Below are 20,655 nucleotides of genomic sequence, written 5' to 3'. Positions count from 1 at the left end.
TGAAAGCACACCGGCGGTCGTATTCATCCTATGCCTCGAGATGGGTGGCGTGAGGGGTGGCGGGGTGGGTATCGTGTAGCCGCTGCATCCGCCGTCGCAACCCGTTCGCCCGACACTTCGATGCATGGGCACGAGCTCGCTCGCGCAAGCCCCGACCAATCCCCGACCGCCCCCACAGCCTCCACAGAAACGAGACCGTTCACGATGAGCATTGCCACTGCACCGCAGCAGACCGCGCTCGACGCACCCCGATACGGCGCGAGCTTCGGGGAGGCCGTCTCACGGGGCTTCCGCAAGTACGCGACATTCTCGGGTCGCGCCAGCCGGAGCGAGTACTGGTGGTGGACGCTGATGCACGCCATCGTCGTCACCGTGCTGTACATCGTGCTCATCGTCGGTGGCATGACCGGTGCGACGGTCGACGCCGACGGCACGTCGATGCCCGGCCCGATGTTCGGCATCGGCTTCGCGCTGCTCGCCATCTGGCAGCTGGGCACGATCGTTCCCACTCTCGCGCTGGTCTGGCGTCGGCTGCACGACACCGATCGTTCGGGGGCGTTCTACTTCATCGCCTTCATCCCCTTCGTCGGCAGCATCATCCTGTTCGTCTTCACGGTTCTGCCGGAGGACCCGGCGGGCGCGCGTTTCGACCGCTGATCGACGCGGACGCAGCGTCCGATTTCCGCCAGTGCATGGCGTGGACTTCGTCCAGAGTGGAGGTACGACGCGGCGTTTCCGACGTCGATGAAAGGACGTACTCATCCATGAACACCATTGCATTGGTCACCGGCGGAAACCGCGGACTCGGACTCGCCACAGCCACTGCCCTCGCTCGCAAGGGAACCACCGTCATCATCGCCGGGCGTGACGCTCGAGCGGCCCGAGCCGCAGCAGACGAGCTCGTCGCGCAGGGCCTCGACGCCGAAGCGGTGACGATGGACGTCGTCTCACCCGCGCAGGTCGCCGCTGCGGCCGAGCTGATCGCCAGTCGCCACGGACGGCTCGATGTGCTGGTGAACAACGCCGGGATCCTGCCGGAGGCGACCGCGACGGGCGGCTACGACTTCGTCGACATCGGCGCCTTCGCGCGCACCTTCGAGACGAACGTCGTCGGTGCAGCGACCGTCATCGAGGCGTTCATGCCGCTGCTTCGTCGCAGCGACGCCGGCCGCATCGTCAACGTCTCCTCGACCATGGGGTCGCTCAGCGACCAGTCCGATGAACGGTCGCCCTACTACGGGAGCATCGTTCCGGCCTACCAGGCGTCGAAGGCGGCGCTGAACAGCATGACGATCGGCCTCAGCAAGAAACTGGCCGGCACGTCGGTCAAGGTCACGTCGGTGTGCCCAGGCTGGGTGCAGACCGATCTTGCACCGGGGAACCGGCAGCAGGCGCCGACGAGCGCCGAGGAGGCAGCCGAGATCGTGGTGACGGCAGCGACGCTTCCGGAGCACGCGCCGTCGGGAACGTTCATGAGCAGCGCCGGTCTCGTGCCGTGGTGACCCGCGACCTGTTCTCCGTCAGCTGACGTCGGATCAGCGCTGCGTGTTCGCCCGCGCGCCGGTGCTGGCGCCGAGGTCGATGGCCGCGCCGGCAATGGCGGCGGAGGCATCGAGGTCGTGCATCCAGAGCGGGGCGGATGCCGCGTGCAACCCGGTCTCTTCGAGGGAGGCGGTCGCCGCGGCATCCGCTTCGTCGACGAGCCAGGCATCGAGCAGGCCGCCGGCCGCCCTCGCGCCGTAGTGCCGGCCGACGGCCTCGGCGGTCGTCTCGACGCCGATCGCGGTCAGGCACGCGTCGGCCATGCCGCGCACGACCTTGCCGCCGATGATGGGGGAGACGCCGACGGCGGGCGCATGCGTCTCGGCGAGGGCCTCGCGCATGCCGGGGATGGCGACGATCGTGCCGATCGACACGACGGGGTTCGACGGCGCGATGAGCACGAGGTCTGCGCCGACGATCGCCTCGACGACACCCGGTGCGGGCCGGGCGGTCTCGAGGTTCTGCTGCCGGAAAGCGAGCGCGGGCAGGGCGGCGCGGTACCTCGTCCACCACTCCTGGAAGTGCATCTCGTGCTCGCCGGTGGGGTCGTCGGCATCGGCGACGAGCACGTGGGTGTCGACCTCGAAGTCGGTCGCCGGTATCAGTCGCACGCCGAGCGGCCAGCGCTGCTGGAGGCGATGCGCCACCTCGCTTGGCGTGAGGCCCTCGCGAAGCCAGGCTGTGCGCGCCAGGTGCGTGCCGAGGTCGAGGTCGCCGAGCGTGAACCACGGCCAGCCCACGCCCCACTCGCGCAGTTCGGCGGCGACGCGCTCGCTCTCGCCGGCACGGCCCCAGCCGCGCTCGGTGTCGTTGACGCCCGCGAGGGAGTAGAGCAGCGAGTCGAAGTCGGGCATGAGGCGGACGCCGGCGAGCCAGAGGTCGTCGCCGGTGTTCACGATCACGGTGACGGATGCCTCGGTGCCGCCGTGGCCGTCGGGCCAGCGCCGAGCGCACTCCTCGCGCACGCCGCGCACGAAGCGCGCGCCCCCGACACCGCCCGCGAGCACCGTGATCTGCACTCGCCCCACCCTACGCGCGCACGCAGGGGCTGGCGGTCGAGGTCGGCCGGGTCCACGATGGGAGGGACAGCACTGCAGCGGCGCGGGAGGCCACATGAACTCGACCTCGACCTCGACCTCGACCCATCGGACCGTCGCCCTCGTGGGTGGAGCGGGTTCCGGCACGACGACGCTGCTCGACGCGCTGCTGCTGCGCGCCGGCGCGATCCCGAGAATGGGCAGCGTCGAGCAGGGCACGACGACCGGCGACCACGAGCCCGAGGAGATCGCGAGGGGTATGACGCTCGGGCTCTCGCTCGCCCACCTGGCCTGGGTCTCACCCGACGGCACCGATCACACGCTGACGCTCGCTGACGCTCCTGGGCACCCCGATTTCATCGGTGGTCTCGACACGGCACTGGCGGTGGCGGATGTCGCGGTGCTGGCCGTGAGCGCGGTCGACGGCGTGACCGCCGGCACACGCACGGCCTGGGCCGCGGCGGAGGCGGCCGGCGTGCCGCTCATCGTCGTGATCACCCAGGAGGACAAGGCTCGCGCCGACTTCCGCCGGGTGCTCGAGGAACTGCGCGCCGCGTTCGGCGATCGCCTCGTGGCGCTCGAGCTGCCGATCGGCGAGGAGCACGATTTCACCGCGCTCGTCGACGTACTCAGCGAGCAGGCCCTCGTCTACGACGATGCCGGTCGCCATCATGACGAACCGCTCCCGGCCGCGGTCGAGGCGGAGGAGCATCGCATGCACGTCGAGGTGACCGAGGAGATCGTGTCGCATGACGACGAGCAGCTCGAGGCGTACCTCGACGGGCGTGAGCCCGCGGCATCCGAGCTGGAGCGCACCCTCGCCCGCGAAGTGGCGACCGGCGAGGCGATCCCGGTGGTCGTCTGCTCTGCGGTGACCGGCACCGGCGTCGACCGGGTCGCCGACCTCGTGTGCACGCTGGCGCCGTCGGCGCTCGAGCACGACAGCCGCATCGTGATGGGCGGCACCGAGGTAGCCGTCGCCCCGAACCCCGACGGCGAGACCCTGCTGCACGTCTTCCGCACCGTGGCGGACCCGTTCGTCGGGCAGGTGTCGATGTTCAAGGTGCTCTCGGGCGTCGTGCGGCCGAGCGATCGGCTGCACAACGCCACGACCGGTGCCGACGAGCGATTGCACGGTCTCTTCCGGCTGAGGGGTGCCGAGCATCTGCCGGCCGACGTGCTGAGCGCCGGCGAGATCGGCGCGGTCGCGAAGCTCACCGGCTCGCCGTCGGGAACCCTGCTGTGGAGCCGCGCGAGCGGCACCGCCGAGCCCGCGCCGTTGCCGCGGCGCGAGCCGGTGTATGCGGTGAGCCTCACCCCGGTGGCGCAGTCCGACGACGAGAAGCTCATGAGTTCGCTCGGCCGCATCGTCGCCGAGGATCCGACGCTCGTGGTCGATCGCACGGGCGGCGCGGCGATCCTCCGAGGCCTCGGCGACACGCACGTCGACGTCGCCGTCGAACGGCTCGCCCGCGTGTTCGGCGTGCGCGTGACGACCTCGCCGGCGCCGATCGGGTACCGCGAGGTGATCGCGGGCCGGGTCGAGGTCGAGGGCCGGCTCAAGAAGCAGTCCGGCGGGCACGGCCAGTTCGCCGTGGTGCAGCTGCGGGTCTCGCCGATGCCGCTCGGTGGCGGGTTCGAGTTCGTCGACTCGGTGGTGGGCGGGGCCGTTCCGCGCTCGTACATCCCGGCTGTCGAGAAGGGCGCGCACGACGCCCTCGCCGCAGGCGGGCCGCAGGGGCATCCGGTCGTCGATGTGCGCGTCGAGCTGGTCGATGGCAAGTCGCACTCGGTTGATTCCTCCGACATGGCCTTCCGCACGGCGGCGTCGATCGGCGTGAAGGCGGCGCTCGCCGAGGCGGGCACGGTGCTGCTCGAACCCGTGTCGCTCGTGACCGTCACGGTTCCGAGTGAGCTGCAGGGCACGGTGCTGACCGATCTCTCCGGCCGCCGCGGGCGGGTCAGCGCCACGGAGGCCGCCGGCGACGGCCGGGCGCGCATCGTGGCGAACGTGCCCGAGGCGGAGCTCGCTCGCTACGTGCTCGACCTGCGGTCGATCACCGGAGGCCGGGCCGAGTTGACGATCGCGCCCGACCACTACGCGAGAATGCCGGGCGCCGCCAAGGGGTGAGCGAGATCTCCCTCACTCCAACGCCTTGATGATCTCGCGCCTGGAGAAGCTCGCGGTTGGCAGGGCGCTGGTCCGGCGTGCGAGTACCCGGCCGGTCGCGTCGACGACGAAGGTGCCCCTGTGCTGCAGCAAGAGGAACCGGCCGAGACCGACGTCGTGGTGACGCACGCCTGAGGCGAAGGCGCTGAGCGTGGTGCGTCGGGCGACTGCGGCGGCTTCGGCCGTGCCGCCCGGGGTGATGACGATTCCGCGTGCGCCGCGCAACCGACCTGCTTTGGAGCCGTTTTTCTCTTCTGGGTGGCTTTTCTCACTTCTAGTGGAATGCAAGATTTCTGAGAATGGCGGGCTCGGTCCAGTGGCAATTTCTCGTATAGCGCTTTTTCTCATGCGTGGTGGAATACTTCTCATATGAGAAAAGGTGGCGCTGACGAGATCGTGCGACGGGTTCTCGAGGGAATTCGCGCGCCAGTCGATGCTGATGGTGAGGTCATTCGGATCATGACCTGCAGAGGGTCGGTCGTCCTGGAACCGCAATGGGTTGGGGAAGGATTTCCTCAAGACATTCAGGCAGCGATCCTGCGGCGATCTCAAACACGCGAGCGAGTGCCTGTGCTCGTCGCGCGACGGATGTCTCCGGGCAGCGAGTCAATGCTCGCCGAACATGAGATGAGTTGGGTTGATCTTCAGGGCCGAGCGAGCATCAGGCTCGACGGCTTCTACCTTCATCTCGGCGCGCGTGCGCGCACGGCCGCAATGGATGTGCGGCGATTGGAGAGGGCGACCCGACCGATCGCGTGGACGTCGTCTGCAGGTGCCGTCGCAGAGGTGCTCCTGGACGCCGCGACGAGATCAGACCCTGAGGTGTCCCAATCGTCCTTCGAGCTTCCGAGAATCCAGAACATCGCAGAGGCGTCAGGGTGGTCCGTTGCGCAGGTGGGCAAAGTTCTGCAGAGCTTCGACTCGGCTGGCGTTACTCTCAAGTCTGGATCAGAACGAGGCGCATCATCCCAAAGAATCTTGATGCGACCTGGTGGGCTTCTCAGCGAGTGGGGCGGTTGGTATCGACGCCGGCCGACAAAAGAACTCCGAGTGAGCGGAATCTACTCAAGCAGTGAGGAGTATCTCCGCTGGCTACGTGCTGAGTTCGGAGAAGACCTGGTGTGGATGACAGGTAGGGCTGCGCTGGATGAGTACGCGCCGTACCTTTTCGGAACAGACCGCGTCGAGGTGTACGTATCGGGGATCGATCTCGATGTTCTGCGCGAGCGCGTGGAAGGTACTGGTGAGCTCAGCGCCGTTGATCGCGGAGAACGGATCGCCCTGATGCTTGCAGATCGGGTGATCGAGTCGACCAGTCGAATCATCCACGGCGAACGCGTCGTATCGCCTATCCGTCTATACGGGGATCTCCTTCGCCACGGCGGACGGTACGAGGAAGCCGCGAATGAACTCAGGGAGTCGGTCATTGGGATCTGAGTTGGAGCGGTCTCCGTCTGCCCGAACGCGCGCCGAGGATGTGGTGGTGCGGTTGGCGCTCGCAGCGCCTGGCCATGCAGATGAATTCGTCGTCATCGGCGGGTTGAACCCGGACTTCTTGGCCCCACACAGCCCCGTACGGCATCTTGGGACCACCGATGTCGATGTCCTCCTGCAACTCGGCATGCCGTTCGATCGCGATGAGCTTGATTTCGGGTGGCTGGAGAGCGCGCTCGGGAGGAGCGTGCCGAGGAGCACGAGATGGCAGTGGCGGGCCGAATCCGATCCGGCCATCGTGATCGAACTGCTTTGTGATGAGTCTGAATCCCCGGGTCTGCCGGTGAGTCTCCCCGGATCGTCCGTGCGTGCCCTGAACGTCCGAGGGGCGGGGCCCGCGATGTTCGGCGCCGTATTCCGTGGGCTGTCTGTGTCGGATGATGTGAGAGTCGATCATCCCCATGCGCCCGAGACAGTTCACGTCAGATTCGCTGGCCTCGGCGGATACCTACTCGCGAAAGCGGCAGCTATCGTCAGCCGAGGACTGGCAAAGGACACCTACGACTTCGCCTTTGTCGTACTTGGTTGCGATGGTGGGCCCTCCGCAGCATCACATTCCCTCCGAACATGGATGAAGGCGGGCTTTGGCGCTACACATGGCTCTCTCCTTCGCGAAGCGCTCGCCCAGTTCATCGACGAGCCTCGCGAAGCTGCGATCGCATACGCCCAGCAGATGGCTCAGTCAGGAAGCGGCGATGAGTTCGACATGCTTGTCGAGGATGCCTCGGCTGCTGCAAAGTACGTGATTCGCGAGGTGTTCGGAGCTGACTGTCTGAGTCAGTATCCGCCGGCCGCCACGTGATGAGCCGCCGACGCGAGCGCATCCGCGACCTCGTCGGCGCCCTCGCGCAGCAGGCCGACCGTCACTCGCACGAAGTCGCCGCCGGCTCGCGTCCTCGAGCCGCCCGCGGCCTCGGCGACATCCGATGCCGCCAGGAACGGCGTACCCGCCGCCACGCGGATGCCGGCCGCCGCGAGCTGCACGAGCGCCGATCGTTCACTCAGCACGGGCATCCAGAGATTGATGCCGTCGGCGGCGGCGACCTCGACGCCGCGCGCCCGGAGCGCGTCGCCGAGCGCGCGCTGCCGGGAGTAGTACTGGCGTCGAGCCTCGGCGACGGCGTCGATGGAAGCGCGCTCGGTCAGGAGGTCGAGGAGGATCGTCTGCACCATGCGGGAGGTCCAGCCGGGCCCGAGCATGCGCCGGGCGACCACGCGCTCGACGAGCTCGCGGGGGCCGCCGAGCGCGGCGATGCGCAGGTCGGGTCCGTGCGACTTCGAGAAGCTGCGCACGTGCACCACCCGGCCGGGCAGCGAGCTGTCGAGCGTCACGTCGCCCTCGGTCGAGATGAGGCCCGAGTGGTCGTCTTCGATGACGACGAGGCCGTTGACGTCGGCGGCCGAGCGGATGACTCGGGCGAGCGCCGCGGCCCGTTCGGCGTTCATCGAGGCACCGGTGGGGTTCTGCGCGCGCGGTTGCAGGAGCACCGCGACCGGCCGCCGGTGCAGTGCCCGGGCGAGTGCTTCGGGCACCATGCCGTACTCGTCGAGTCGCACGGGCACGGCCTCGGCTCCGAGCACGTCGAGCAGGTCGAGGAACGGCGGGAAGCCCGGGCTCTCGACCACGACGCGATCGCCGAAGCGCACGAGCTGCTCGAGTGTGCGGGAGATCGCGTCGAGCGCGCCGTCGACGACCATGATGGTCTCGACCTCTGAGGGCCAGGATGCCGCGAGTGCCGCCGCGAGTGCCGGGATCACGGGTTCGGCCTGGTAGCTGCCCGTCTCGGCGCGGGCCGAGACGCGGGAGAGTGCGGGTCCGAGGGCGGGCAGCAGCAGCGGGTCGGGCGTGCCGCGTGAGAGGTCGAGCCGTACCGGGTCGTTCGGCGCGGCCATGCCGCGCATTCGGGGGGCGAGCCAGCTCTGCGAAAGGGGCCGTACGAAGCTGCCGGCGCGGCCGCGAGACTCGATGAGGCCGGCCCGTGAGAGCGCCTGCCACGCCTGACTCACCGTGGCCGGGCTCACCCCGAGCTCGCTCGCGAGCTCACGCACGGTGGGCAGGCGGGTGCCGACCCCGAGCTCGCCGGAGTTCACGAGGCGGGCGATCACGCCCGCGATGCCGCGGGGGGTCGTCTCGGGGAATTCGGCGAGCGCGGTCAGCGCAGGGCCGGTCACGCGAACACCGACCACGCCGGCTCCGACCGCACCACCAGCCGCACCGACGCCATTCACACGAGCAATTGCCACATCAAAAGCTGACACGACCATTGCCTCCTCACGAAGCAAGCGACAGGATGAGTAACCACAACGTCACAGTGTGAAACACAAGAGAAATGTTCACGCCGAACAATAACAGAACGGGTCGCGAGTCCCGTTCGGGAACTTCGGACTTGCAGTCCGTGGCACAACCTCTCGGCGTCACAGCACCACCCGGTGAGCAGCTCAGGTTCCACGCCCATCGAGTGCACGGCAACGACGCCGACCGACTCAGGAGGCACAATGACGATCGTCCGAGCGGCCATCACGCAGACGACCTGGACCGGCGACAAGGCGTCGATGCTCGACAAGCACGAGCAGTTCGCCCGCGATGCGAAAGCCCAGGGCGCCCAGGTCATCTCCTTTCAGGAGCTCTTCTACGGGCCGTACTTCGGCATCACCGAAGACGTGAAGTACTACGACTACGCCGAGCCGGCCGACGGCCCGATCGTGCAGCGTTTCGCCGCCCTCGCGAAGGAGCTCGGGCTCGTGATGGTGCTGCCCATCTACGAAGAGGAGCAGCCGGGCGTCTACTACAACACCGCGGTCGTCGTCGACGCCGACGGCACCATCCTCGGCTCGTACCGCAAGCACCACATCCCGAACCTCGACAAGTTCTGGGAGAAGTTCTACTTCCGGCCCGGCAACCTCGGCTACCCCGTGTTCCACACCGCCGTCGGCCCGATCGGCGTCTACATCTGCTACGACCGTCACTTCCCCGAGGGGTGGCGCGAACTCGGCCTGAACGGCGCGCAGATCGTCTTCAACCCGAATGCCACGAAGCCCGGGCTCTCGAACCGACTGTGGGAGATCGAGCAGCCGGCCGCTGCTGCCGCGAACGGGTACTTCGTCGCCGCCGCCAACCGCGTCGGCCTCGAAGACAACGAGTACGGCGACCTCGCCGTGAATTTCTACGGCAAGAGCCAGTTCGTCGACCCGCAGGGCAACATCGTCGGCGAGTACGGCTCGGGCACAGATGAAGAGATCGTCGTGCGCGACCTCGACCTCGACATGATCCGGCAGGTGCGCAATGCCTGGCAGTTCTACCGCGACCGCCGCCCCGAGTCGTACACGTCCATCCCGAAGCCGTGACCCCGTGGGTCGAGTAGCGCGAAGCCCGTATCGAGACCTCGCGACGAGATCTCGATACGGGCCTGGCGGCCCTACTCGATCAGCAAATGGAGACGGGCCTGGCGGCCCTACTCGATCAGCGAATGGAGACGGGCCTGGCGGCCCTACTCGATCAGCGAACGCAAAGGAGCAGTAGTGACCACCACCCTCATCACCGGCGGCACCGTCGTGAGCGCGACGGGCCGGGCCGCGGCCGACGTGCTCGTCGACGGCGAGACGATCCGGGCCGTGCTCGAGCCAGGGAGCAATATCCTGGGCACGGATGTCGCGGCATCCGTCGACCGAGTGATCGACGCCACCGGCAAGTACGTGATCCCGGGGGGCATCGACGCCCACACCCACATGGAGCTGCCGTTCGGCGGCACCGCCGCGATCGACACGTTCGAGACCGGCACCCGCGCGGCCGCGTGGGGCGGCACGACCTCGATCGTCGACTTCGCGGTGCAGACTTACGGGCAGCGCATCGAAGACGGCCTTGCGACCTGGCATGCGAAGGCGGCCGGCAACTGCGCGATCGACTACGCCTTCCACCAGATCGTGGGCGATGTCAACGAGGCATCCCTCGCCTCGCTCGCGAAACTGCCCGACGAGGGCATCACGAGCTTCAAGCTGTTCATGGCCTACCCGGGTGTGTTCTACTCCGACGACGCGCAGATCCTCAAGGCCATGCAGGTCTCCCGTGACACGGGCATGTTGACGATGATGCACGCCGAGAACGGCCCCGCGATCGACGTGCTCGCCGCGCAGCTCGTCGAGCAAGGCAAGACCGACCCGTTCTACCACGGCATCGCACGTGCCTGGGAGATGGAGGAGGAGGCCACGCACCGCGCGATCATGCTCGCGAAGCTGACCGGTGCACCTCTCTATGTCGTGCACGTTTCGGCGAAGCAGGCGGTCGAGCAGCTCGCCTGGGCCCGCGACAAGGGGCAGAACGTCTACGGCGAGACGTGCCCGCAGTACCTCTACCTGTCGCTCGAGGAGCAACTCGGGGCATCCAGCGAAGAGTGGGGCCACTTCGAGGGCGCCAAGTGGGTGTGCTCCACGCCGCTGCGCTCGCGCGAAGAGGGCCACCAGGAGTCGATGTGGCAAGCGCTGCGCACGAACGACCTGCAGATGGTCTCGACCGACCACTGCCCGTTCTGCATGAAAGACCAGAAAGAGCTCGGCCGCGGTGATTTCCGCAAGATCCCGAACGGCATCGGCACGATCGAGCACCGCATGGATCTCATGTACCAAGGCGTGGTCACCGGTGAGATCACCCTCGAACGCTGGGTCGAGCTCACCTCGACCACACCCGCCCGCATGTTCGGCCTGTACGGGCAGAAGGGCGTCATCCAACCAGGCGCCGACGCCGATCTCGTGGTCTACAACCCGAATGGACACACGACGATCGGCGTCGGGCTCGATGCATCCGGAAACCCGACGGGCCGGACCCACCACATGAACATGGACCATTCCGCGTGGGAGGGCTTCGAGATCGACGGCCACGTCGACACGGTGCTCTCGCGCGGCAAGGTCATCGTCGACGGCTTCGCCTACCTCGGCGCCAAGGGCGACGGTCGCTTCCTCAAGCGCGGCCTCAGCCAGTACCTCATCTGAACACCGAGCGGCCTCCTCAACCCGCTGAATGAAAGGGAGCACGGATGGAATTCGGAGCGGTCCTGCAGACCAACCCGCCGGCATCGCGAACCGTCCAGCTCGCGAAGCTCGCCGAGAACCACGGCTTCACGCACGTCTGGACCTTCGACTCGCACATCCTCTGGCAGGAGCCGTACGTCATCTACAGCCAGATCCTCGCCGAGACCCGCAAGGTCAAGGTGGGGCCGTTCGTCACGAACCCGGCGACGCGCGACTGGACGGTGACGGCGTCGATCTTCGCGACCCTCAATGAGATGTACGGCAACCGCACGGTCTGCGGCATCGGCCGCGGCGACTCGGCTGTGCGCGTCACCAACGGCAAGCCCACGACGATCGCCGAGTTGCGCGAGTCGATCCACGTCATCCGCGAGCTCGCGAACAGCCGGCCCGTCGAATACCACGGCTCCACGCTGCAGTTCCCGTGGAGCCACGGCTCCGAGCTCGAGATGTGGGTGGCCGCCTACGGTCCGCTCGCGTTGAAGCTCGCGGGCGAAGTCGGCGACGGCTTCATCCTGCAGCTGGCCGACGTCGACATCGCGGCGTGGATGATCAAGCACGTGCGCGATGCCGCCGAGGCCGCCGGACGCGACCCGATGTCGATCACCTTCTGCGTCGCCGCGCCCATGTACATCGGCGACGACTGGGAGCACATGCGCGAGCAGTGCCGCTGGTTCGGTGGCATGGTCGGCAACCACGTGGCCGACATCGTCGCGAAGTACCCTTCGACAAGCTCAGGGCAGGCGGCAGCGGTTCCGCAGGCACTCACCGACTACATCAAGGGCCGCGAGGGCTACGACTACAACGAGCACGGGCGCGCGGGCAACGCGCACACGACATTCGTACCCGATGAGATCGTCGACCGGTTCTGCCTGCTCGGCACCGCCGAACAGCACATCGAGAAGCTCGAGCAGCTCAAGGCGCTCGGCGTCGACCAGTTCGCCGGATACCTCCAGCACGACAACAAGGAGGAGACGCTTCGGGTGTACGGCGAGACCGTGATCCCCGCGCTCTCCGAGCACCTGACGGCGAAGGCATGACCATGGTCGACTCCCGCGGGTTGAGGAGCGACGAAGGAGCCACCGAAACTCCCCGCGCCGGCAGGACCGGGTTTCGAGACGGCGCTGGCGCGCCTCCTCAACCCACGGGTGCACGCCGACGGGGCACCGCTGCGGCCTGGGGTCTCACCGGCATCCTCGTCATCGCGCTCATCTGGGAGGGTTACAAGCTGATCGGGCCTGCCGACGGCGTCGTCATCGGCGAGACGCGAGTGCTGCCGCGCACGACCGACCTCGCGATGCCGCACATCTGGGAGATGCTCGGTCGGCTCGGCGAGCCGGTCACTCGGGCCGACGACGCGCTGCCGCTGTGGGCCGTTGTCGCGCTCGCCGCGCTCACGACCCTCGGCATCGCGGCAGTCGGATGGCTCGTGGGTGTCGTCGTCGGCATCGGCCTCGCCCTCGTGATGCAGCGCTGGCGCATCGCAGAGTGGGGCCTGCTGCCGTGGATCGTGCTCAGCCAGACCGTGCCGCTCATCGCCTTCGCGCCCGTCGTGAAGAGCTGGGGGTCGCGCGTCGAGATCGGCGCGTTCGAGTGGCAGGACTGGATGTCGGTCGCCCTCATCGCGAGCTACCTCGCGTTCTTCCCGATCGCGATCGGGGCGCTCAAGGGCCTGCAATCGCCCGACCGCATCCACACCGAGCTCATGCAGACGTACGCGGCGGGCTACTGGCCGACTCTCGTGAAGCTGCGCTTCCCGGCATCCGTGCCGTATCTGCTGCCCGCCTTGCGGCTGGGCGCGGCCAACGCCGTAATCGGCGCGGTCGTCGCCGAGGTGTCGACCGGGCTGCAGGGCGGCATCGGTCGCATCCTGATCCAGTTCGCGGGGCAGGCCTCCGGCGACCCGGCGAAGGCGTGGGGGCCGATCTTCGGCTCGATCGTGCTCGGGCTCGTAGCTGCCGGCTCGGTCGCGCTCCTCGGCGTGATCCTCAAGAACTACCGACGAACGGAGGAAGCGGCATGAGCGATCGTGAGGGGTTTCGACAGGCTCAACCCGCAGAGGGGCAGGCTCGACCGGCAGGGGAGCAGGCTCGACCAGCAGGGGGGCAGGCTCGGCCGGCAGCGGAGCCCGCGGTCGAGATCAGCGGAGTCGACAAGGTGTTCGAGACCCGCACCGGTCAGGTGCAGGCGCTCGACACGATCGACCTCACGGTCGCGGCGGGTGAGTTCGTCTCGCTCATCGGCCCGAGCGGATGCGGCAAGTCGACCCTCATGCGCCTCGTCGCCGATCTCGACCAGCCGAGTTCGGGCACGGTCGCCGTATTCGGCAAGTCGGCCAAGCAGGCGCGCCTCGACCAGGAGTACGGCATCGCCTTCCAGCAGGCGGGGCTGCTGCCGTGGCGAACGGTCGCGGGCAACGTCGCGCTGCCGCTCGAACTGCACGGCGCGCCGTCTCTTCGGCAGACTCAGAGCGGCGTTGCTCGCACCGCTCGCGTGGCCGAGTTGCTCGACATGGTGGGGCTCTCGGACTTCGCCGACCGCTACCCCGACCAGCTCTCGGGCGGCATGCAGCAACGCGTGGCGATCGCCCGGGCGCTCGCCGAACAGCCGCGATTGCTGCTCATGGACGAGCCGTTCGGCGCGCTCGACGAGATGACGCGCGAGAAGATGCAGACCGAGCTCGTGCGCATCTCGGCCGAGACCGGCGCCGCCGTGGTCTTCGTTACTCACTCGATTCCCGAGGCGGTGTTCCTCTCCGACCGGGTCGTCGTGATGTCGCCGCGGCCCGGGCGCATTCAAGAGATCGTGCCGATGCGCCTCGGCGCCGACGCGCAGCGCGCCGCCCGCACCGAAGAACTCCGCGAGGAGCGCGGCTTCTTCGACATGGTCACGGCGGTGCGCGAGGCACTGCACGGCGGCTCGCCCGTTGCGGCCGGCGCACGCGGGCTGGAGAACCGCTGATGACCGCCCGGGCCCCATGGACTTTCGCCGAGTGTTTCCGTTCGCGCCCGGTGTTGCCGTTTGGTCGGAAACACCGCGCGCGAACGGAAACACCGGGTGGGGAGGGAGTGGGATGACCACGGCCACCGCCACCAGGGCCGCCGGCATGAGCCCCCGCACTGAGACGACGCTGCGCATCGTCTCACCGATCGCGGTCGGGCTCATCGTGCTCGGCGTGTGGCAGTTCCTCGTGAGCGTCGTCGGCGTCAGCGACTACCTGTTGCCGAGCCCGGCGTCGATCGTCGAGGAGCTCATCGCCTACTGGCCCTCGGTCGTGCAGGCGACACTGCTCACCGGCACCAACGCGTTGCTCGGTCTCATCGTCGGCTCGATCCTCGGCATCGCGCTCGCCGCGCTCGCCGCGAGGTGGCGCCCGATCGACCAGATGAGCGCGCCCGTCGTCGCTTCGCTCGCGGTCATCCCGATCGTCGCCCTCGCCCCTGTGCTGAACTCGATGTTCGGCGCCGACAGCCAGTTCGGCCGGCAGGCGATCGCCGCGCTGGCCTCGTTCGTGCCGGTCTTCATCAACACGCTGCGCGGGTTCCGGCAGACCGCGCCCGTGCACCGCGACCTCATGAAGGCCTATGCCGCCAGCTCGGGCCAGGTGCTGCGCACACTGACCCTGCCGACCGCGCGACCGTTCATCCTCACCGGCATCCGCATCGCCTCATCGCTCGCCGTGATCTCCGCGCTCGTCGCCGAGTACTTCGGCGGACCTCGCGGCGGACTCGGCGGGCTCATCTCGACGTCGGCCGCGTCGAGCGCCTACGCCAGGGCCTGGGCGTACGTCGTGGCATCCATCGCCCTCGGCCTGCTCTTCTACCTCGCTTGCTTGGCCCTCGAACGGCTGCTGCAACGTCGCGCACCGCGGGAGCAGCGCAGCCCCTGACGCCAGACCCTCGGGGAGCCGTCATCGGCGCCTCGGCGGAACGCACCACCCGCACCACCGCATCACCACGCATCACCACCGCACCGCACCACGAAAGGACCGACATGAACCACAGCAGACGTCGCTTCGCGACGATCGGCGGCGCGCTCGCCATCTCGGCGGCGCTCGTCCTCACCGCATGCTCGGGATCCGGCGACGGGTCAGACGGCGGATCCGACGACGCGTCGGGCTCCGGCGACCTCACCTCGGTGAAGCTCCAGCTCCAGTGGCTGCCGCAGGGCCAGTTCGCCGGGTACTTCGCCGCCGCCGACCAGGGCTACTTCGAAGAGGAGGGCCTGGACGTCGAGATCATCCCGTCGGGCGGCGACATCGTGCCGCAAGACGCACTCGCCAACGGCGACGTCGACTACGCGATCGCCTGGGTGCCGAAGGTGCTCGGCTCGATCGAGCAGGGCGCGAACCTCACGAACATCGCCCAGATCTTCCAGAAGTCGGGCACCCTGCAGGTGTCGTGGGCCGACTCGGGCATCGACTCGGTCGCCGACTTCGAGGGCAAGAAGATCGGCTCATGGGGCTTCGGCAACGAGTGGGAGATCTTCGCGGCCATGGCCGCCGAGGGCCTCGACTCCTCCACCGTCGAGATCATCACGCAGGACTTCAACATGAACGCCTTCCTGCAGGGCGACATCGATGCGGCCCAGGCGATGACCTACAACGAGTACGCTCAGTTGCTCGAGTCGGTCAACCCCGACACGGGCGAGCTCTATCAACCCGAGGACTTCAACGTCATCTCCTATCAAGACACGGTCGGCGCCATGCTGCAGGACGCGATCTGGGCCGACACCGAACGGCTCGAGAGCGATGAGGAATACCAGGACACGACTGTCGCGTTCCTCAAAGCGGTCATCAAGGGCTGGATCTACGCGGCCGAGAACCCCGAGGAGGCATCGGAGATCACGATCGCCGAGGGATCCGGCTGGGGCCCGAGCCACGAGCTCTGGATGGTCAACGAGACGAACAAGCTCATCTGGCCGGCGCCCGACGGCATCGGCATGATCGACGAGGCCGCGTGGGACCAGACCGTCGCCGGGGCGCTCTCAGCGGTGAACGAGTCGGGCGCGAGCCCGATCACCGAGGAGCCGCCGGCGTCGGCATGGTCGAATGAGTGGATCACGGGGGCTCTCGATGAACTGAAGGCCGACGGCGTCGACGTCACGGGCGAGAGCTTCGAGCCGATCGAAGTCGAACTTTCCGAAGGTGGCAACTAACAATGCGTCGCTATTCGAGGAGCGTCCGGCAGAGCGTCGAACTTGCCGAGGGCGGCAACTCACAATGCGTCGCTATTCGAGGGGCGTCCGGCAGAGCGTCGAACTCTCCGAGGGCGGCAACTCACAATGGTTCGCTGGTCGAGTAGCGCCTGACGAAGGAGGGTGCGTATCGAGACCGACTTGCGGGATCTCGATACGCACCGCGCCGGGGCGCGGCGCTACTGGATCAGCGGACGGACAGAAAGGGCACCTTTGCCATGACCGCCAACAACACCGAAGGCAGCAGCCTCACCGACGGACTCGACGAGCTCGCACGCGAGCTCGACCGCGAGCACGTCTTCCATTCCTGGTCGGCCCAGTCGCAGCCGTCGAACCTCGTGATCGCGAGCGGCCGCGGCTCCCGGGTGTGGGATCACGCCGGCCGCGAGTATCTCGACTTCTCGAGCCAGCTCGTGAACGTCAACATCGGCCATCAACACCCCTCGGTCGTGCAGGCGATCCGGGAGCAGGCCGAGCTGCTCACGACGATCGCGCCGTCGACCGTGAACCTCGCCCGTGGCGAGGCGGCCAAACGCATCGTCGCCCACGCGCCATCCGGATTCCGCCGGGTGTTCTTCACGAACGGCGGTGCCGACGCCAACGAGAACGCGATCCGGATGGCGCGGCTCCACACGGGGCGCGACAAGGTGCTCTCGACGTACCGCTCCTACCACGGCAACACGGGCGCCGCGGTGGTCGCGACGGGTGACTGGCGGCGGGTTCCGAACGAGTTCGCCCGCGGGCACGTGCACTTCTTCGGCCCGTACCTGTATCGCTCGGAGTTCTGGGCGACGACGCCTGAAGAGGAGTCCGAGCGAGCGCTCCGTCACCTCAGACGAGTCATCGAAGCCGAGGGGCCGTCGTCGATCGCGGCGATCCTGCTCGAGACCATCCCCGGCACGGCGGGCATCATGCTGCCGCCGCCCGGCTACCTCGCGGGCGTGCGGGAGCTCGCCGACCAGCACGGCATCCTCCTCATCCTCGACGAGGTGATGTGCGGGTTCGGTCGCACCGGCCGATGGTTCGCCTTCGACGGCTACGACGTGCGACCTGATCTCATCACCTTCGCGAAGGGCGTGAACTCCGGCTACATCCCCGCGGGCGGCGTCGTCATCGACGAGCCCATCGCGGCGACGTTCGACGACCGGGTCTTCCCGGGCGGGCTCACGTATTCGGGGCATCCGCTCGCGATGGCCTCGATCGTCGCGACGATCGACGCGATGTCGTCGGAGGGCATCGTCGACCACGCCCGTGAAATCGGCGACACCGTCATCGCGCCCGCGCTCGCCGACCTCGCCGAGCGGCACACCGTCATCGGCGAGGTGCGCGGTGAGGGTGTGTTCTGGGCGATGGAACTCGTCGCCGACCGGGCGACCCGTGAACCGCTGCCCGCGGCGGCGATGGGCCGCATCAAGTCCGCGCTCGTCGCGCGCGGGCTCCTGCCGTTCGTGCAGGACAACCGCATCCATGTCGTGCCGCCCTGCGTGGTCACGGCCGACGAGGTCGCCGAAGCCGTGGCGATGTACGACGAGGTGCTTGGCACGACTGCGCTGGTCGAGTAGCGCCGGCGAAGCCGAGGCGTATCGAGACCCCAACGAGGAGGAACCATGACCGAGATGATCGAACACTGGATCGACGGGGCATCCGTCGCCGGCGACTCAGACCGCAGCGGACCCGTCTACAACCCGGCCCTCGGCACCGAGCAGAAGCGAGTGCGCTTCGCATCGACCGCCGACGTCGACGTCGCCGTGCAGGCGGCGGCGCGGGCCTTCCCCGCCTGGCGCGACACCTCGATCGCGAAGCGCCAGCAGGTGATGTTCGCGTTCCGTGAATTGCTGAACGCCCGCAGCGGTGAGCTCGCCGCCATTCTCACGAGCGAGCACGGCAAGGTGCTGTCGGATGCCGCGGGCGAGATCGCACGCGGACTCGAGGTCGTCGAGCTCGCCTGCGCGATGCCGGGCTACACGAAGGGCGAATACTCCGAGAACGTGTCGACCGGCATCGACGTGTACTCGACGAAGCAGCCCGTGGGCGTCGTCGGCATCATCAGCCCCTTCAACTTCCCGGCGATGGTGCCGCTGTGGTTCTTCCCGCTCGCGATCGCGACGGGCAACACGGTCGTGCTGAAGCCGTCGGAGAAGGACCCGTCTGCGGCGATCTGGCTCGCTCGCCTGCTGCAGGAGGCGGGGCTGCCCGACGGCGTGCTGAACGTCGTGCACGGTGACAAGGTCGCCGTCGACGCGCTGCTCGAGCACCCCGTCGTGCGCTCGATCTCGTTCGTCGGATCGACCCCGATCGCGAAGTACATCTACGCGACCGCGACGGCCAACGGCAAGCGCGTGCAAGCCCTCGGCGGTGCGAAGAACCACATGCTCGTGCTGCCCGACGCCGACCTCGACCTCGCCGCCGATGCCGCGGTCAACGCAGGCTTCGGCTCGGCGGGGGAGCGCTGCATGGCCGTCTCAGTCGTGCTCGCGGTCGACTCGGTCGCCGACCAGCTGGTCGCGAAGATCGGCGAGCGGATGTCGCGGCTCACGACCGGCGACGGCACCCGAGGCTGCGACATGGGGCCGCTCATCACGCGCGAGCATCGCGACAAGGTCGTTGGCTACCTCGACGTCGCCGCATCCGACGGGGCGACCGTGGTCGTCGACGGTCGTTCGGTCGAGATCGACGGGGAGGCCGACGGGTTCTGGCTCGGCCCGACACTCGTCGACAAAGTGCCGCTGTCGTCGTCGGTGTATCGTGACGAGATCTTCGGGCCGGTGCTGTCGATCGTGCGCGTCGACGGGTATCAAGCGGGGCTCGACGTGATCAACGCCTCGCCGTACGGCAACGGCACGGCGATCTTCACGAACGACGGTGGCGCGGCTCGGCGCTTTCAGCGCGAGGTGACGGTCGGCATGATCGGCATCAACGTGCCGATCCCGGTGCCGGTCGCGTACCACTCATTCGGCGGGTGGAAGGACTCGCTCTTCGGCGACGCCAAGGCCTACGGCCCGCGCGGCTTCGACTTCTTCACGCAGGAGAAGGCGGTCACCTCGCGCTGGCTCGACCCGAGCCATGGCGGGCTGAACCTGGGGTTCCCGCAGCACGAGTAGGGCGGAGTGCGCCGCTGGAGTACCAGATCGGCGCGAGAGGGCGCCCGCGACGGAGCCGTTTCCGCACTCTCCCGCCGATCGGGTATTCGGGTGCGCGGGGATCGGACGCGCGGGTGATCGGGTGCGCGGTGATCGGGTGCGCGGGCGGCCGGCTTCAGCCGCGCGCGGAACGGGTGTGCGGTGATCGGGTGCGCGGGCGGCCGGCGTCAGCCGCGCGCGGAACGGGTGCCGAACGCCGCAACGGCGGCCTGAGCGTCGGGCGTCTCGAAGGCGGTGCCGATCGTGCGGGCCTCGTCGTCGAGGGCGTCGGCGAACGAGCGTTCGAGCCCCGATCGCACGAGTCGCTTCGCCTGGCCGAACGCGTCTGTGGCGCCGGCGAGCCAACCGGCCGCGATCTCGCGTGCCCGCGACCCGAGGGCCTCAGCCGGGACGACCTCGGTGACGAGTCCCCAGTCGAGCGCTTCGGCGGCCGAGAGCGTGCGCGACGTCAGAGTGAGCTCGAGCGCCCGCCGCATGCCGATGGCCTCGGGCAGCAGCGTGCTCACTCCGCAATCGGGGGTCAGTGCGACATCCGCATATCGGCTCGCGAACGTCGCACGCTCAGAGGCGATGATGAGGTCGGCGATGAGCATGAAGCCGAGGCCGCCGCCCGCGACCGGGCCCTGCACCGCTGCGACGATCGGTTTGGCACTCTCGCGCAACGTGCGGTGCCCGTCGTGGATGCGGTCGGCGAGGTCTGTGATGACGGCGCCCGCCTCGGGTTCCCCCGCGGCGAGCTGCGACATCGCGAGCACATCGCCGCCCGCGCAGAACGCGCGTCCGTTGGCGTCGAAGAGCACGGCACCGATGTCGTCGCGCTCGGCGATCTCGTGCGCGAGCGACTGCCACCGCCCGATCGCCTCGGGGTCGACGGCGTTCAACCGGGCCGGGCGGTTCAAGGTGATGCGGGCGAGCCCCTCGGTCACATCGAACAGGATCGCGTCATCGCTCATGGACGTGGAGTCTACTTCGCCCCCTCGGATCGCGGCTCCGACGACGCTTTGCGGCGTGGAGGATGAGCCGCGGATGCACTCCACGCCGCAACGCGTCGCGGGAG

Annotated in this window: 18 protein-coding genes; 14 read left to right on the top strand and 4 right to left on the bottom strand. The window is 68.3% G+C overall.

Features of this window, described 5'->3' with window-relative positions:
• Positions 1–204 precede the first annotated feature (204 nt).
• Both AC1C2T_RS02240 and AC1C2T_RS02235 read left to right on the top strand, forming a co-directional pair.
• On the top strand, positions 205–657 hold the full coding sequence (locus AC1C2T_RS02240) for a DUF805 domain-containing protein (protein WP_495361837.1): 453 nt from the start codon (positions 205–207) through the stop codon (positions 655–657).
• A gap of 107 nt (positions 658–764) precedes the next feature.
• Positions 765–1,502 (top strand): SDR family NAD(P)-dependent oxidoreductase, encoded by a 738-nt coding sequence (locus AC1C2T_RS02235; protein WP_495384089.1) that lies wholly within the window; start codon positions 765–767, stop codon positions 1,500–1,502.
• A 33-nt stretch (positions 1,503–1,535) separates the two neighbouring features.
• Here AC1C2T_RS02235 and cofD read toward each other — a convergent pair whose 3' ends face one another.
• Positions 1,536–2,561, bottom strand: coding sequence for a 2-phospho-L-lactate transferase (cofD, locus tag AC1C2T_RS02230; protein ID WP_495384088.1), 1,026 nt, complete (start codon positions 2,559–2,561; stop codon positions 1,536–1,538).
• Between the two features lie 94 nt (positions 2,562–2,655).
• Here cofD and AC1C2T_RS02225 point away from each other — a divergent pair, with 94 nt between their 5' ends.
• Complete coding sequence (locus AC1C2T_RS02225; protein ID WP_495384087.1) at positions 2,656–4,710, top strand: elongation factor G; 2,055 nt, start codon at positions 2,656–2,658, stop codon at positions 4,708–4,710.
• A gap of 12 nt (positions 4,711–4,722) precedes the next feature.
• On the opposite strand, the gene AC1C2T_RS02220 is transcribed toward AC1C2T_RS02225, so the two are convergent.
• Complete coding sequence (locus AC1C2T_RS02220) at positions 4,723–4,974, bottom strand: hypothetical protein (protein WP_495384086.1); 252 nt, start codon at positions 4,972–4,974, stop codon at positions 4,723–4,725.
• Between the two features lie 339 nt (positions 4,975–5,313).
• Between AC1C2T_RS02220 and AC1C2T_RS02215 the strand changes: the two genes are divergently transcribed.
• Together AC1C2T_RS02215 and AC1C2T_RS02210 are read left to right on the top strand one after the other, a co-directional pair.
• On the top strand, positions 5,314–6,186 hold the full coding sequence (locus AC1C2T_RS02215) for a type IV toxin-antitoxin system AbiEi family antitoxin (RefSeq protein WP_495384085.1): 873 nt from the start codon (positions 5,314–5,316) through the stop codon (positions 6,184–6,186).
• Between the two features lie 46 nt (positions 6,187–6,232).
• On the top strand, positions 6,233–7,045 hold the full coding sequence (locus AC1C2T_RS02210) for a hypothetical protein (protein WP_495384084.1): 813 nt from the start codon (positions 6,233–6,235) through the stop codon (positions 7,043–7,045).
• Here the strand turns inward: AC1C2T_RS02210 and AC1C2T_RS02205 are convergent.
• Positions 7,021–8,487 (bottom strand): aminotransferase-like domain-containing protein, encoded by a 1,467-nt coding sequence (locus tag AC1C2T_RS02205; RefSeq protein ID WP_495384083.1) that lies wholly within the window; start codon positions 8,485–8,487, stop codon positions 7,021–7,023. The two genes, AC1C2T_RS02210 and AC1C2T_RS02205, sit on opposite strands and share 25 nt — an antisense overlap.
• Before the next feature lie 252 nt (positions 8,488–8,739).
• Here AC1C2T_RS02205 and AC1C2T_RS02200 point away from each other — a divergent pair, with 252 nt between their 5' ends.
• The 9 genes from AC1C2T_RS02200 to AC1C2T_RS02160 all read left to right on the top strand — a co-directional run bounded on the left by AC1C2T_RS02200 (position 8,740) and on the right by AC1C2T_RS02160 (position 19,559).
• Positions 8,740–9,588 (top strand): nitrilase-related carbon-nitrogen hydrolase, encoded by an 849-nt coding sequence (locus AC1C2T_RS02200; RefSeq protein WP_495361842.1) that lies wholly within the window; start codon positions 8,740–8,742, stop codon positions 9,586–9,588.
• Positions 9,589–9,762: 174 nt separating this feature from the next.
• Complete coding sequence (gene hydA / locus AC1C2T_RS02195; RefSeq protein WP_495384082.1) at positions 9,763–11,226, top strand: dihydropyrimidinase; 1,464 nt, start codon at positions 9,763–9,765, stop codon at positions 11,224–11,226.
• 44 nt (positions 11,227–11,270) lie between these two features.
• Entirely contained in the window at positions 11,271–12,302 is a 1,032-nt protein-coding gene (locus AC1C2T_RS02190) for a TIGR03842 family LLM class F420-dependent oxidoreductase (protein WP_495384081.1), read from the top strand.
• 2 nt (positions 12,303–12,304) lie between these two features.
• Entirely contained in the window at positions 12,305–13,285 is a 981-nt protein-coding gene (locus tag AC1C2T_RS02185; RefSeq protein WP_495361845.1) for an ABC transporter permease, read from the top strand.
• A complete protein-coding gene (locus AC1C2T_RS02180; RefSeq protein WP_495384080.1) occupies positions 13,282–14,223 on the top strand; it encodes an ABC transporter ATP-binding protein in 942 nt (313 codons plus the stop codon). Before AC1C2T_RS02185 ends, AC1C2T_RS02180 begins: the two co-directional genes overlap by 4 nt.
• A gap of 112 nt (positions 14,224–14,335) precedes the next feature.
• A complete protein-coding gene (locus AC1C2T_RS02175; protein ID WP_495384079.1) occupies positions 14,336–15,151 on the top strand; it encodes an ABC transporter permease in 816 nt (271 codons plus the stop codon).
• Positions 15,152–15,255: 104 nt separating this feature from the next.
• On the top strand, positions 15,256–16,419 hold the full coding sequence (locus AC1C2T_RS02170; RefSeq protein WP_495384078.1) for an ABC transporter substrate-binding protein: 1,164 nt from the start codon (positions 15,256–15,258) through the stop codon (positions 16,417–16,419).
• A gap of 257 nt (positions 16,420–16,676) precedes the next feature.
• On the top strand, positions 16,677–18,020 hold the full coding sequence (locus tag AC1C2T_RS02165) for an aspartate aminotransferase family protein (protein WP_495384077.1): 1,344 nt from the start codon (positions 16,677–16,679) through the stop codon (positions 18,018–18,020).
• A 45-nt stretch (positions 18,021–18,065) separates the two neighbouring features.
• A complete protein-coding gene (locus AC1C2T_RS02160; protein WP_495384076.1) occupies positions 18,066–19,559 on the top strand; it encodes a CoA-acylating methylmalonate-semialdehyde dehydrogenase in 1,494 nt (497 codons plus the stop codon).
• Positions 19,560–19,765: 206 nt separating this feature from the next.
• On the opposite strand, the gene AC1C2T_RS02155 is transcribed toward AC1C2T_RS02160, so the two are convergent.
• The gene (locus tag AC1C2T_RS02155; protein ID WP_495384075.1) at positions 19,766–20,551 is read right to left on the bottom strand and encodes an enoyl-CoA hydratase/isomerase family protein; all 786 of its coding nucleotides are present in this window, start codon (positions 20,549–20,551) and stop codon (positions 19,766–19,768) included.
• Positions 20,552–20,655 lie beyond the last annotated feature (104 nt).

Source organism: Agromyces sp. Y558, assembly GCF_059445415.1.
The sequence above is the reverse complement of the archived record's forward strand: the minus strand, read 5'-3'. Positions and strand labels throughout refer to the sequence as shown.